The organism is Streptomyces sp. 3330 (assembly GCF_031456635.1).
In the GTDB taxonomy this organism is placed as follows: domain Bacteria; phylum Actinomycetota; class Actinomycetes; order Streptomycetales; family Streptomycetaceae; genus Streptomyces.
This window is the reverse complement of sequence record NZ_JAVDVA010000006.1, coordinates 292,649-305,067: the sequence shown is the minus strand read 5'-3', so window position 1 is coordinate 305,067 and position 12,419 is coordinate 292,649. Positions and strand designations below refer to the sequence as shown.

Sequence of the window (12,419 nt, the reverse complement as noted above, 5' to 3'; positions counted from 1 at the left end):
GCACCGCGTACAGGTCCGGCGTCTCCATCGAGGCCACCTCCTCGACGCTGCGAGCTGCTCTTCGTGACCGACTTGCCTATTAGCCTGGATAAAACTTGAGTGCCCTCTTGTCAAGGCCAGGGCGGGAGAGCGAAGGAGGAGGCGGTGCGGAGGACCGCCTCGCCACCTCACGAGCGCCGTTGCACGGCCGCATCCAGTTCAGGGCCCACCGGCTGAGTCAGCGGCTCCCCCAGCGCCCAGCCGATCACCATCTCAGCGACCGTGTGCAGCTTGATGTTGGCGTGCTGGGAGACCTCACGCAGCACCTCGAACCCGGCGTCCGGCGGGATCCGGTGGACCGCGATGAGCACACCGATGGCCTGATCGACCACCGCATGGGAAACGACCGCCTGCCTCAGCTGCGCGTTCTCCTGCTCCATGGCCACTGTGGCCTTCCGTGCGCCGTCAGGAAGTCGCCGCTGGTCGCGGTCGCGGGAAGAGGTCGTCATCACCGGGTCTCCATGCCGGGGTCAGTGCTCCCGTACACCTACCCCGGGCCCGAAACCGTCAGACACCCCGCACCCGAAACGAAGATCGCGCAGAGGCCGAGGGAGCAGATCGCCGCGGCACGAAGGGTGCTCGCACGAAGGGTGCGCCGGATTCATCGGCGGACACCGGGTAGGCGCACGGCATGTATCTGCCGAAACCGTTGAAGGTGCTCTTACTCGGCGTCGCCGTCTACACGTTGCTCGTGCTGATGTTCCGTTACGGGCGCGGGGGCATGTCATGGGACCACTCGCTCCTGGTCGCCCTGGTGACGGCGCCGGTCGCGCTGCTGTGGGGGTGGGTCCGGGATCACTGGAACGACCGGGCCCGAGAGGCCGGTGCGAGGTGGCGGCGCAGGAGGCAGAGCCGACCCCGCCGCGACAGGCCCGAGGCCCGACACGGCTAGCTCGTGCGGCGCGGTGGGCTCGCGGTCTGCCACGGAGTTGGAGGGCGGGGCGATCTCGGTGTGACGCAGGCCATGCCACGAAAACCTAGTAACCACTAGTCTTTCGGCTTCATCATCACCTGGGTGTCGGAACCAGCACGACACAAGGCGTGTCTGCGGTGCTCGCGACCGGGGCATCCGCACGAGCCGAGGCGCGTCCGCCCGGCGGACGCGGCGCCCTGCTCCGGGGCCGGTGCAGCGCGCCCTCCGCGACGAGTCCGGACGGAGCCGTACCGATGACCACGACCCAGCACGCCGACAGCGACGACGCACGGACGGACGGGTGGGCCGGGCCGCCCCGTTTCCTGCCGCCGGTCGAGCCCCTGGTGCGCCCTGACGGCAGCCGCCACTACGCCGGTGTGACCTACGCGGTCGCCTTCGGGTACCGGCCGCTGCAGCTGGACCTCTGGGTGCCGGTCGGCGCCGAACGGCCGTCGCTCGTCGTGTGGATCCACGGCGGAGGCTGGATGTTCGGCGACCGGCGCGTCCTCCCCGAGACACTGCGCCCCGGCCAGATGTTCGACGAACTGCTCGCCGCGGGCCTGGCCGTCGCCACGATCGACTACCGGCACGCGCTGGAGGCGCCGTTCCCGGCCCAGTTGCACGACGCGAAGGCGGCCGTCCGCTACCTGCGCGCGCACGCCGAGGAACTCGGCATCGACACCTCGCGCGTCGCGGTCGCGGGCGAGTCCGCGGGCGGTCATCTCGCGGCCCTCGTCGGCCTGACCTCGCACCGCCCCGACCTGGAAGGCTCGCACGGTGTCGTCGGCCCCTCCAGCGCCGTCGACACCGTCCTCGACTGGTACGGACCGTCCGACCTGTCCACCATGCCCCGGCAGACGGCGCCTGCCGAGGTGCTCGCCGCACTGCCGGAGGAACTGCGCACCCCGCCCGAGGACCAGCTCGTGCGCGGCCTCGACGGGCGGGACCTGGCCGACGCCAGCCCGATCACGCACGTCACGCCCGAGGCACCGTCGTTCCTGCTGGTGCACGGGACCGCGGACTGGCTCGTGCCCTACGCGCAGAGCGAGGCGCTCGCCGCCGCCCTGACGGCGTGCGGAGCCACGGTCCGGCTCGTCCCCGTCGCGGGGGCGGGACACATCTTCTCCGGGTGCGCCGACGTGTCGGCCGTCGTGCGTCTCTCGGTGGACCACCTCGCCGGGACACTGCGCGGCATCCGGACATAGCCGGTCGCGGCGTTCACGCCGCCGCCCCCCTGAGCCCGCACGTCACCGGCCGCCGGCTAGGCGGCGGGGGTGAGTTCGGCGCGGCCGAACAGCAGGGCGTAGCCGGTGGGGAGCCGGCTCAGGATGCGGGTGACAAGGTCGGGGCCGGCATGGGCGGCGACGGCGGACAGGACGGATCCGGTGTCCCAGCGGGTGGTGGCCAGCGAGGCGCCGTTGCGGGCGGCGAGGTCTTTCACGAACGCCCAGCCGGTCAGGGGCCGGGTGTCGGGGATCTGCGCGGTCAGCACGCGTGCGGCTTCCAGAGGCAGGCAGGCGGCCAGGTCGACGCGTTCGTCGCCGGTCACCTGGCGTCCGAGTCCCGCGAGGACCAGGCGGACGACTTCGTCGGCTCGCTCGCGCGTGGGGTAGGCGCCCTCGTAGCGGACCTTCTCCAGCATCTGCTCGTACGCCGCTCCGTACGGCTGCTGGTGCTCAAGCGGTACGCGCACGTCGGAGATCACTGCAGTGCATGCCTTTCGTGGAACCGGAATGGGTGGGGCGGTGCCGGGAGTTCGGCACCGGCGGTCATGATCAGATGGTCCGGGGGCGGCCGAAGAGGAGGTCGTAGCCGGCGGGGAGCTGGAGCAGGATCTGGCCCAGCAGGTCTTCGTCGACGGCGTCGGCGACGGTGGACAGCACGGCGCTGACGTCCCAGGCCGCGGTCTGCTCGGTGGCGCCCTCGATCCATGCGGCGGTCGCCCGGACGAACCGCTCCGGGGAGAGCGGTTCGGCGCTCTGGAGCGGGTTGAGCAGGATCAGGGCGAAGCCCTCCGGCAGGCGCGCCGCGAGCTGGGCGCGGACTCCGCCGACCAGGTGCGCGCCGAGCAGGGCGAGCACCACGCGCGCCGCGCGCTCGGCTTCCTCCGCGGTGCCGTATTCACCGCGTTCCTTCACATGGTCGAGGAACACTTCGCGTCGCAGAGCCATTTCGCCGCCGCCCCTTTCCTCTTCGGACTGCCCACGGGGGCGCGGAGAGCGGGTGAGGGGGAGACCACGTGCCCGTTCTCCGCACCGGTCCGGCCGATGTCAGCCGGAGATCTCCTTGCGGCCGGACCCCGCGCCGACGGAGATCTTCCGGGGCTTGGCCCGCTCGGCGATCGGGATGCGCAGAGTGAGCACGCCCGCGTCGTAGTCGGCCTGGATCCGCTCGGTGTCGAGGGAGTCGGCCAGCACGATCTGGCGGGAGAAGACGCCCAGCGGGCGCTCGGACAGTTCCATCTGCACGTCGTCGGCCTTCGTCACCGGCCGGCGCTCGGCCTTGACGGTGAGCATGTTGCGCTCGACGTCGATGTCGATCGCGTCCGCGGTGACACCGGGGAGGTCGAAGGCCACGACGTACTCGTCGCCCTCGCGGTAGGCGTCCATCGGCATCGCCGACGGCCGCGACCAGGTGGCCGGGACCGTCAGCTGCTGCGTCAGCCGGTCCAGCTCACGGAAGGGGTCAGTGCGCATCAACATCGGAAAGCACCTCCAGCAAGTTCCAGGCAGTTGCTGCCAATGCGCTCACTGACACCGTTGTAACATGTCATCCAATGGATGACAAACACGATGTCGTCTCCATGATGACGACCCGAGGGAGGCGTCCGTGACCGCAGCCGACCAGCCGTCCACGACCACCACGAGCGCCCACGGCCCGGCGTCGTTCCTCGCCGCCGTGGCGGCCCTGAACGCCATAGACGACGCCCTGCGCGACGCCCAGCGGGACGCTCCGGGCCCGCCCGACGGTCCCCGTCCCGGGCCGGAGCAGGCGCTGGCCTCCCTGATGCTGCTGCGCCAGGTGCGCGAGCGGCTCGCCGGATGGGAGACCGGCCTGATCGAGACCGCCCGCGACGCGGGCGCCAGCTGGGCCGACCTCGCCCATCCCCTCGGCGTCGCCAGCCGCCAGGCAGCCGAACGCCGCTATCTGCGCGGCCGCCCCGGCCCCGCCGGGACCACCGGCGAGCAGCGCGTGACGGCCACCCGGCAGGCCCGTGCCGCCGAACGCACCACTGCCGCCTGGGCCCGCGCCAACGCCGCCGACCTGCGCCGCGTCGCGGGCCAGATCACCGCCCTCACCGATCTGCCCGCCGCCGCCGGCCGTCGGCTCGACAAGCTCCACGCGGCCCTCGCCCACGACGACCCCGCCGACCTCATCGCCCCCCTGACCGCCACCCGCCCCTACCTGGCCGCCGCCCACCCCGACCTCGCCGCCCGGCTCGACACCCTCACACCCCCGTGACCCCGACGGCCCGGATGAGGGCCGTCGGGCCGTCGGGGTGGAGCCCGGAGGGACGGTGGAGTCCACTCGGCGGCGGGGACCGGAATGTGCTCACCGCCGCTGCGCGATGGAAACGGACTCGGCGGCGGGAGCGGAGGGCGGTTGCCAGCCCAGGACCGCGTCCAGGGCCCTCAGCGACAGCGCCTGCGGCGTCGCCCGCAGGGCCAGGTTCCGGACGGACACGGCCAACGGGTGGGAGAGCCGGGCGAGTTCGCCGATGCGCCGGGAGCGGCGACTGATCCGGGTGGTCCGGCGGTGCCTGGCCTTCGTATAGGCGGCGAGCGCGGTCGGCACGTCCGCGGCAGGCGCGAGGAGATGCGCCGCGACCACGGCGTCCTCGATCGCCTGGCAACCGCCTTGGCCCATATTGGGGGTCATCGCGTGGGCGGCGTCGCCGAGCAGGGCCACCCGGCCGACGTGCATCCGGGGCAGAGGCACGGCCAGATCGTGGAACTCGTGGTGGAGTATGCCGACCGGGTCCGGGTCCCGTCGGTTCAGCCGGTCCAGCAGGGTGGGTATCGGATCGTGCCACGCGCCGAAGCGCCGGGTCAGCTCCGCGCGATGGTCGGTCACCGGCTTCGCGCCGGGGCCGGACACGGCGGTGGCGTAGACGTAGACACGGCCGTCGGCGAGGGGAACGACGCCGAACCGCTCGCCTCGCCCCCAGGTTTCGGCGGCCTGCTGGGCAGGCAGGCCGGCCCCGGACAGCACCGCCCGCCACCCGGCTTCACCGGCATGACGTACCCCGCGGTGATCGGGGAAGAGCTGCCCGCGGAGCACACTGCGCATGCCGTCTGCCGCCAGTACGACGTCGGCACGCAGCTCTCCTGCCGACGTACGCACGGTCACGCCGTCCCCTGTGTCGTCCAGGCCGGTCACCGACACGCCCAGACGCACGACGCCGTCCGGCAGCGCGGCCGCGAGGGTGTCGATCAGGAAGCCTCGATGCACGGCGATGGCGGAGAGCCCGTAGCGCGCGGACACGGCGCCGCCGTCGGACCGGCTCAGCCAAGCGCCGTCGGGCGTCCGCAGCCCGACCTGACCCGGCAGGGCGTCACCCGCCCGGAGGCCGGGACCGACGCCGATCGCGTCCAGGGCGCGCAGTGCGTTCGGGGCGAGCACGATGCCCGCGCCGGCGCCCGTGAGCGCGGAGGCCCGTTCGCACACGGTGACGCGCCATCCGAGGCGGCTCAGGCCCACCGCCGCGGTCAAGCCCCCGATTCCGCCCCCGGCCACAACGGCATGACGCACCTTCATGGCGACCGTCTCCCTCCGCACCCCACACCTCTACATCTGTAGAGGCGACATGCCCGCACTCTACATCTGTAGAGTGCGGGCATGTCCATCCCTGACCGTCGGGACCTGATCGCCGATGCGGCCATCAGCACCGTGGCCACCGCCGGGCTGCGCGGCCTGACCCACCGCGCGGTCGATGCCGCCGCTGGTCTGCCGGCCGGCAGCACGTCGTACTACTTCCGCACCCGCAGCGCCCTGATCGGCGCCTGCTACCTCCGCCTGGCCGCGCTCTCGGTCGCGGACGTGGACCGATGGGCCGTCGACCACGGGCCGCCGGACCTGGACTCGGCCGCAACCGCACTGGCCACGCTGCTGCACCACTGGCTGACGACGGCGCGCGACAGGCAGCTCGCCCGGTTCGAACTCAGCCTGGAGGCGACCCGCCGGCCGGAGCTGCGCGCCGAACTGCAGACCGCGGGCCTCGCCGCACGGTCGAGGGCCACCGCCCTGCTGTCCGCGCTCGGGGCTCCCCGTCCGCAGCGGGCGGCGGAGCTGCTCGTCGCCTGGACCGACGGCCTGCTGTACGACCGGCTCGCCGGGGCGCCGGCCGCGACCCGCGCCGTGCCCGACGTGACCGAACTGACCTCGACGGCCCGCCGGATGATCGAGGCCGCGCTTCCCGCCTGACCGGACTCGACGACCTGGCACGTGTGACCGTGCCCTGGAGGCGTGCCAGGGAAGGAGGAAGCGCCCGGCATGCGCTGCTGAAGGACTGCCCTGGGGGCGGGAAGACGGCTCAGGGGCGGAGCATGTCCGTCATGGGCGAAGGCGGCGGGATCAGCCCCGGCAGCAGCCAGGGCTGGAACAGGCTCAGCACCGCGAGCACGACGAAGGCGGCACCGACGACCTGCGAGAGGACGGGGCCCAGCCGCCAGAGCTTCTCCACGAAGATCACCACGGCCACCGCGGCCATCGCCAGGACGTTCATCACGCCCAGCGGGACGAGCACGACCATCAGCCCCCAGCAGCAGCCGACGCAGTACGCCCCGTGATGCGCCCCGACCCGCAGGTCGCGCGCCCGGGGCCGGAAGCCCGCGTAGCGTACGAGCTGGCCCATCGGGCTCCGGCAGTGCCGCAGGCAGAGGTCCTTCCACGGACCGAACTGGTACAGCCCGGCGATCAGGAAGGCCCCGGCGCCGATCCAGCGCCCCGCGCCCGGGTGCTCGTCCACCAGGGCCCCGGTCGCGGCGAGGAGCCCGTAGGCGATCAGGCCGAAGGCCGTCCAGGCCAGCAGGTACCCGCCGGCGAACTGGGCGGTACGCGCCACCCGCACCAGGCCCGTGGGCGACCGGCGCCCGATGGCCCGCACCCAGGTGAGGGCCACCGGGGCCACCGACGGGAACATCATGGCGATCATCATGACCAGCCACAGCAGCAGGAACAGCGGGACGCCCATACCCATGGTTCCCGGCTCGACCCCCATGTCCCGGGCCTGGTCGACCACCAGCACCCACGCGAGGACGGCGATCGACGCCATCACGGACCAGGCGAGCGCGAGCTGCCGGGCCGACTGCAGATTCGCCGGACGCAGTGGGGGTGACAGGGCCTTCCGGTCGAGGCGCACACCTCCAGCACATCACGGCGGACCTGCGCGTGCGCGCGGGGACGCGGGGCGCGGAACGCACCTGCCCGGTCGATCCCCGCGGTGGGACAATGGAGGTGGACACGCGTACGCGCCGGGCGTGGGCCGGAGACGGTTCCCGGGGGCTCTGCCGTCCTCCCGAGACCGACGTCCCGGCAGGGTCACGAGGAGGCAGGGACATGTCCGAGACGATGGCGGCCGTTCCCCGGTGGCACGCGGCGGGCGACTGGTTCGACACCTGCAAGTGCGACGTGCCCTGCCCCTGCTCGTTCGCGCAGCAGCCCACCCACGGCGACTGCGACGGCATCCTGGCCTGGCACATCCGCGAGGGCCGCTACGGCGACGTACGGCTGGACGGCCTGAACGTACTGATGCTGGCCTCGTTCGTCGGCAACATCTGGGCCGAGCACACGGACGTGTACGCCGCGGTCTTCGTCGACGAGCGCGCCGACGGCCCCCAGCGCGAGGCGCTTCAGATGATCTTCGGTGGGCAGGCCGGCAGCTGGCCCGCCGAGATGGTGAGCATGATGGGCGCCGAGATGCGCGGCATGGAGTTCGCCCCCATCGAGATCGAGGTCGCCGACGACCTCGCGAGCTGGCGGGCCGTGGTACCGGACCGGGTGGAGGCGAGTGCGGTCGCGCTCACGGGACCCACGACCCCGGAGGGAGCGCGCGTCCAGTCGACCAATCTGCCCGGAGCGGAGACCGGACCGGGCCAGGTCGCGACCTGGGGCCGCTCGACGGTGGACAGCGCCGATGCCCACGGCTTCCTCTGGAGCCGCGAGGGCCGGTCCAGCAAACACATCACCTTCGACTGGGCCGGGCCCGACTAGACGACTCTTCAGATCGTCGGGGCCACCCTTTCGGATCATCGGATCGTCGCCCGCTCGGCGGTGGTCCCCCGTCCCTTCACGCCGGTCCCGGACGCCCGGACGCCACCTGGCGTACGTGTCGGCCCGCGCCGACGGTCTCCTCCGCCGTGTCCGGCAGCCGCAGGACCGCCTCGGCGCCCTCGGGCACGGTGACCGCGACCGTGCAGATCCCGTCGGCGTAGCTGGACCAGCCCGGGGTGAGCAGGTCCTCGGAGGCGCGCCGTCCGTTCACCCACGCCTCGACGACGCCGAGGGCGGACAGGTACAGCGTCGCCGAGACGACCTCCCCGTGTCCCTCGGCCAGCCGGACCTCTCCGCGCAGCAGGGGGGGGCTCCGCCGAACTCGTCGTCGGGGGTGATCGGACGGGCGCGCCAGGGGCGTGGGGGAACTCCAGGGGTGCCGGGGGTGAGGGAAGAGCGGCGGCAGGGGGTACCGCTGAGGGGACCGGCACTCCGGGACCCGGTCAGGAGGGTCCGGAGTGCCGGTCCCCGGCACTGGGCGGATCAAGCGGGCAGGGCGGCCGGACCGATCCCCGCGCCGTTCGACCGCGCGGTGTCGCCGAGCCAGTGCGCGCTCGGCTTGGGCGTGCGGGTCTGGGTGTCGCGGTCGACGGCGACGAGACCGAACTTCGGACGGTAGCCGAAGATCCACTCGAAGTTGTCGAAGGCCGTCCAGGCGATGTAGCCGCGGACGTCGATCCCGTCGGCGAGGCACGCCGAGACGCCCGCCACCGCGGCGCGCAGATAGTCCAGGCGCTGGGTGTCGTCCTCGGTGGCGAGGCCGTTCTCGGTGACCAGGACCGGCACCCCGGCGACGGCCGCCGCCTCCCGGACGGTCGCCTCCAGTCCCTGCGGGTAGATCTCCTCGCCGAGCTGGTTCACGGGCGCGCCCGCCGGGGCGGGGGCGAGACCGTCGGCGTCGAAGACATGGCGGCCGTAGGTCTGGATGCCGACGAAGTCGTCGCCCCGGGAAGCAAGCAGATAGCGCTCGTTGACCTCGCGCCGCACCGTCGCGGCGCGCTCCTCGCCGCCGGGGGCCGCGTGGATGTCGGAGTTCGCCAGCGTCCAGCCGACCATCAGGTCCGGACGGGAGGACTTGATCGCCGTCACGGCCGCGCGGTGCGCGGCCAGCTTCACCTCGAAGCCGGCTTCGGACGCCGTGAACTGGAACGGCGCCACCCGTCGTGCCTCGATGCCGAGGCGTTCGGCGGCCGCCGCCCACATCGGCACCGACGCCCGGTGCTCGGGGGCCTCGCCGCCGATGCCGATCGCCGCGAGCAGCGCCGGGAGGTTCGGCTCGTTGAGGGTGCAGGCCACGTCGACGAGGTCGCCGAGGTGCTCGGTCACCGCCTCGCAGTAGCGGGCGAAGCGCGCGGGCGTCCCGGGGTCCTCCCAGCCACCGGCCGCGAGCAGCCAGGCGGGCGAGGTGAAGTGGTGGTAGGTGACGACGGTCCTCAGGCCGTGTTCCCGGCAGGCCTCCAGGACCCGGCGGTAGTGGGCGAGGGCCGCCGCCGAGAACTGCCCCTCCTCGGGCTCGATCCGCGCCCACTCCAGGGAGAAGCGGAAGCTGGTGAGGCCGAGGGAGGCCAGCAGCGCGATGTCCTCGCGGTAGCGGTGGTAGTGGTCGATGGCGTCTCCGGAGGGCTCGGCGAAGATCGTGCCGGGAACGTTCTCCAGGAGCCAGGTGTCGCTGTTGACGTTGTTGCCCTCGACCTGGTGGCCGGCGGTGGCGACGCCCCAGTGGAAGCCGTCGGGGAAGGGGGCGTGGGGGGTGGCGTTCATGGTGTCCTCTCGGAACCCGCTCAGCGGGCGCCCTTGACGAAGGTGACGGTGATGCTGCCCAGCAGGCACAGGGCGGCCGCCCCGAACCACAGGAGCCGGTAGTTGTGGCCGGCGCCGAGCGCGAGGACGGTCGGCGCTGCGGCGGGCACGAGGATGTTGGGGATGTTGAGGGCGAGACCGAACACGGCCATGTCCTTGCCGGTGTCGCGCGCGTCGGGCAGGACCGCGGCGCAGAGGGCGAGGTCGGTGGTCAGGTAGGTGGCCTGGCCGACCGCGAAGACCACCCACGCGACGGTGAACTGCGCGAACGTGGTCGAGGTGGCGCCGATGACGAGGGCGAGTGCCATCAGCACGGCGGCGATCGCGACCAGCGGCTTGCGGCGGCCGGTCTTGTCGGCCAGCCATCCCGAGCCGGTGAAGAACAGCATGCTGACCGGGGCCGAGATGAGCGAGAGGGTGCCCGCGTTCGCGCCCGCCTCCGCGATCGGCATGTGCAGGCCGTCCATCATGAAGTAGACGAAGTACGAGAACATGGCCGTCATGGCGATGCCCGCGAGGAGCCGCGAGAGCCAGACCCAGGCGAAGTCCGGGTGCCGGCGCGGGTTGACCACGAAGGTGCGCGCGATGGCCTTGACGTCCAGCGGGGGCAGCTCGCCGCGGAACTTCACCGGGTCCTTGTAGAGGAACAGCAGCGGCAGGCTGAACGCGATGGCGAGCAGGACCGGGACCGTCATCATCAGCAGCGGGACGCCGACCAGCCCGGAGGCCAGGTAGGAGCCGGCCGAGAAGGCGAGCGCGCCGAACATGCCCATGACGCCCATGACCCGGCCGCGCTTGTGTTCCGGCAGTCCCTCGACGGGGATCACGGCGTAGGTGTTGAAGCCGACCTGCGCGCCGAGGATGGCGACGAGGTACGCCACGACGACCACCGCCGCGGAGGTCACCGTGCCGATCACGGCGCACCCCAGCAACGCCACGAGGAGACAGCCGGCGATCCAGGGGCGCCGGCGGCCGAAGCGGCCGGTGGTCCGGTCCGACAGTGCGCCCGCCAGGGGCGCGGCGATGAGCAGCCCGAACGCGCTGATCGAGACGGCCGTGCTGTAAGTGGCGTCCTTCGACGCCGGGTCGATGCTCGCCAGGCGCAGCGACAACGCGGTGCTCAGGGTGAGGGACATGATGTACATCCCGACCGCCGCGACCATGACCAGGGCCATGATCTTGCGCGGCGAACCCGCGACCGCCGGCGCCGGAGCGCCCGCGGGGTCCTCTGCGGTGCGGAGCGCCGACCCGTGGTGCGCGGGGTCGTCCGCCTTCGTCGCGAGGGTGGGGTCACTCATGTGGATCCTCCTTTGGACCGGAGCCGCCGTTGGCTCGAGGTGACCGCTGAGGCACCTGCCTCGGAGCAGGAACGTAGATGAAAGTTCACCACAATGGAACATGTTGAACTCGTTTTATTTACCGTTGTGGCAAAGAATCGAGTGCGCTATCGTCTGGGCAGGCCATGGCCGTGAGGGGAGCGCCGCATGACGGAGGGGACGCAGGCCCCGGCCCGCAGGGGCAAGCGCGGGCCCTACACGAACGGTGAGCGCAAGCGCGCCGAACTGGTGGACGCCGCCTTCCGGGCCTTCGCGGAGAAGGGCTACCAGGGACTCTCGATCCGGCAGATCGCGGAGAGTGTCGGCACCAGCCACAGCCTCCTGCTGCACCACTTCGGGAGCAAGGAAGCGCTGCTCGAGGCCGTGCTCATGCGCCGCGAGGAGATCGAGCGGCCATGGCGCCACTCACTCATCGAGAAGCAGGGTCTCCTGCGTGCCGTGCCGGAGGTCATGCGCCACCACGAGGCGATCCGCGGCGTCATCCGGCTCGACATGACACTGCGCGCGGAGGCCGACAGTCCGGATCACCCGGCGCACGGGTTCATACGCCGCCGGGACGCGGAGTTCGTCGACTCGGTCCGCGCGGAACTCGCACACGAACGCGACGAAGGCCGCCTCAAGCCGGGCCTCGACGTACGGGTCGTCGCCCGCCAGATCACCTCCCTCATCGAGGGGATCCAGGCGGCCTGGCTCTACGACGAGTCCATCGACATGGCCGGCCACCTCGAGGCGTTCATGGCCTTGATCTCCTCGGAGACCTGAGCACCGTTGGGCACAGCGGCCGTTGGGCACAGCGGCCGGGCAGGATCCCTCCGGCCGGGAGAGGGTGCCGGCCGGGAAAGGCCGGCGCTCCTGCGCACCGCCGGCCGGCTCAGGCGGCAGGTCCGCCGGCCGCGTCCGCCAGCACCTCCGCCGGGCGGGCCTTCGGCCACAGCGCCTCGACGCACGCTGCGCCGGGCGCGGCCGCCGCGCTCGCCGAGGTCGGCGCGCCGGTCGCCCGCCGACCTCGTCCTCCTCGACGTCGCGCAGCAGCGCCCCGCGGCCTCGCCCGCCGGCCG

Annotated in this window: 14 protein-coding genes; 5 read left to right on the top strand and 9 right to left on the bottom strand. The window is 72.5% G+C overall.

Annotated elements, in window-relative coordinates:
• Positions 1-167: 167 nt before the first annotated feature.
• On the bottom strand, positions 168-488 hold the full coding sequence (locus tag J2X68_RS13410; protein WP_310432730.1) for an ANTAR domain-containing protein: 321 nt from the start codon (positions 486-488) through the stop codon (positions 168-170).
• A 718-nt stretch (positions 489-1,206) separates the two neighbouring features.
• On the opposite strand from J2X68_RS13410, the gene J2X68_RS13405 reads away from it, so the two are divergent.
• On the top strand, positions 1,207-2,157 hold the full coding sequence (locus J2X68_RS13405; protein WP_310432729.1) for an alpha/beta hydrolase: 951 nt from the start codon (positions 1,207-1,209) through the stop codon (positions 2,155-2,157).
• A 56-nt stretch (positions 2,158-2,213) separates the two neighbouring features.
• On the opposite strand, the gene J2X68_RS13400 is transcribed toward J2X68_RS13405, so the two are convergent.
• The 3 genes from J2X68_RS13400 to J2X68_RS13390 all read right to left on the bottom strand — a co-directional run bounded on the left by J2X68_RS13400 (position 2,214) and on the right by J2X68_RS13390 (position 3,654).
• Positions 2,214-2,657, bottom strand: a complete 444-nt coding sequence (locus tag J2X68_RS13400; protein ID WP_310432728.1) for a DUF2267 domain-containing protein — start codon at positions 2,655-2,657, stop codon at positions 2,214-2,216.
• Between the two features lie 70 nt (positions 2,658-2,727).
• Complete coding sequence (locus J2X68_RS13395) at positions 2,728-3,123, bottom strand: DUF2267 domain-containing protein (RefSeq protein ID WP_310432727.1); 396 nt, start codon at positions 3,121-3,123, stop codon at positions 2,728-2,730.
• A gap of 99 nt (positions 3,124-3,222) precedes the next feature.
• Entirely contained in the window at positions 3,223-3,654 is a 432-nt protein-coding gene (locus tag J2X68_RS13390; protein WP_310432726.1) for an Hsp20/alpha crystallin family protein, read from the bottom strand.
• Positions 3,655-3,781: 127 nt separating this feature from the next.
• Here J2X68_RS13390 and J2X68_RS13385 point away from each other — a divergent pair, with 127 nt between their 5' ends.
• A complete protein-coding gene (locus tag J2X68_RS13385) occupies positions 3,782-4,414 on the top strand; it encodes a type III effector protein (RefSeq protein ID WP_310432725.1) in 633 nt (210 codons plus the stop codon).
• Positions 4,415-4,504: 90 nt separating this feature from the next.
• On the opposite strand, the gene J2X68_RS13380 is transcribed toward J2X68_RS13385, so the two are convergent.
• Positions 4,505-5,710, bottom strand: coding sequence for an FAD-dependent monooxygenase (locus tag J2X68_RS13380; protein WP_310432724.1), 1,206 nt, complete (start codon positions 5,708-5,710; stop codon positions 4,505-4,507).
• 81 nt (positions 5,711-5,791) lie between these two features.
• Here J2X68_RS13380 and J2X68_RS13375 point away from each other — a divergent pair, with 81 nt between their 5' ends.
• Positions 5,792-6,376, top strand: a complete 585-nt coding sequence (locus J2X68_RS13375; RefSeq protein WP_310432723.1) for a TetR family transcriptional regulator — start codon at positions 5,792-5,794, stop codon at positions 6,374-6,376.
• Between the two features lie 109 nt (positions 6,377-6,485).
• Here the strand turns inward: J2X68_RS13375 and J2X68_RS13370 are convergent, their stop codons facing one another.
• Positions 6,486-7,313 carry a DUF2182 domain-containing protein gene (locus J2X68_RS13370; protein ID WP_310432722.1) on the bottom strand — a complete coding sequence of 276 codons (828 nt, stop codon included), beginning with the start codon at positions 7,311-7,313 and terminating at the stop codon, positions 6,486-6,488.
• A 197-nt stretch (positions 7,314-7,510) separates the two neighbouring features.
• Between J2X68_RS13370 and J2X68_RS13365 the strand changes: the two genes are divergently transcribed.
• Positions 7,511-8,164 (top strand): DUF1326 domain-containing protein, encoded by a 654-nt coding sequence (locus J2X68_RS13365; protein WP_310432721.1) that lies wholly within the window; start codon positions 7,511-7,513, stop codon positions 8,162-8,164.
• Between the two features lie 76 nt (positions 8,165-8,240).
• Here the strand turns inward: J2X68_RS13365 and J2X68_RS13360 are convergent, their stop codons facing one another.
• Genes J2X68_RS13360 through J2X68_RS13350 form a run of 3 tightly spaced genes read right to left on the bottom strand, consistent with a single transcriptional unit; the run spans position 8,241 to position 11,322 of the window.
• Positions 8,241-8,699, bottom strand: coding sequence for an alpha-L-rhamnosidase N-terminal domain-containing protein (locus tag J2X68_RS13360; protein WP_310432790.1), 459 nt, complete (start codon positions 8,697-8,699; stop codon positions 8,241-8,243).
• A gap of 8 nt (positions 8,700-8,707) precedes the next feature.
• The gene (locus J2X68_RS13355) at positions 8,708-9,985 is read right to left on the bottom strand and encodes a family 1 glycosylhydrolase (RefSeq protein WP_310432720.1); all 1,278 of its coding nucleotides are present in this window, start codon (positions 9,983-9,985) and stop codon (positions 8,708-8,710) included.
• Positions 9,986-10,005: 20 nt separating this feature from the next.
• A complete protein-coding gene (locus J2X68_RS13350; RefSeq protein WP_310432719.1) occupies positions 10,006-11,322 on the bottom strand; it encodes an MFS transporter in 1,317 nt (438 codons plus the stop codon).
• Between the two features lie 186 nt (positions 11,323-11,508).
• Here J2X68_RS13350 and J2X68_RS13345 point away from each other — a divergent pair, with 186 nt between their 5' ends.
• The gene (locus J2X68_RS13345) at positions 11,509-12,123 is read left to right on the top strand and encodes a helix-turn-helix domain-containing protein (RefSeq protein ID WP_310432718.1); all 615 of its coding nucleotides are present in this window, start codon (positions 11,509-11,511) and stop codon (positions 12,121-12,123) included.
• The last annotated feature ends 296 nt before the right edge of the window (positions 12,124-12,419 follow it).

What these genes read in the sequence shown, in the direction of transcription:
- J2X68_RS13410 (WP_310432730.1), bottom strand. Translation starts at nt 488, where the DNA reads ATGACGACCTCTTCCCGCGACCGCGACCAGCGGCGACTTCCTGACGGC.
- J2X68_RS13405 (WP_310432729.1), top strand. Translation starts at nt 1,207, where the DNA reads ATGACCACGACCCAGCACGCCGACAGCGACGACGCACGGACGGACGGG.
- J2X68_RS13395 (WP_310432727.1), bottom strand. Translation starts at nt 3,123, where the DNA reads ATGGCTCTGCGACGCGAAGTGTTCCTCGACCATGTGAAGGAACGCGGT.
- J2X68_RS13390 (WP_310432726.1), bottom strand. Translation starts at nt 3,654, where the DNA reads ATGTTGATGCGCACTGACCCCTTCCGTGAGCTGGACCGGCTGACGCAG.
- J2X68_RS13380 (WP_310432724.1), bottom strand. Translation starts at nt 5,710, where the DNA reads ATGAAGGTGCGTCATGCCGTTGTGGCCGGGGGCGGAATCGGGGGCTTG.
- J2X68_RS13375 (WP_310432723.1), top strand. Translation starts at nt 5,792, where the DNA reads ATGTCCATCCCTGACCGTCGGGACCTGATCGCCGATGCGGCCATCAGC.
- J2X68_RS13365 (WP_310432721.1), top strand. Translation starts at nt 7,511, where the DNA reads ATGTCCGAGACGATGGCGGCCGTTCCCCGGTGGCACGCGGCGGGCGAC.
- J2X68_RS13355 (WP_310432720.1), bottom strand. Translation starts at nt 9,985, where the DNA reads ATGAACGCCACCCCCCACGCCCCCTTCCCCGACGGCTTCCACTGGGGC.
- J2X68_RS13350 (WP_310432719.1), bottom strand. Translation starts at nt 11,322, where the DNA reads ATGAGTGACCCCACCCTCGCGACGAAGGCGGACGACCCCGCGCACCAC.
- J2X68_RS13345 (WP_310432718.1), top strand. Translation starts at nt 11,509, where the DNA reads ATGACGGAGGGGACGCAGGCCCCGGCCCGCAGGGGCAAGCGCGGGCCC.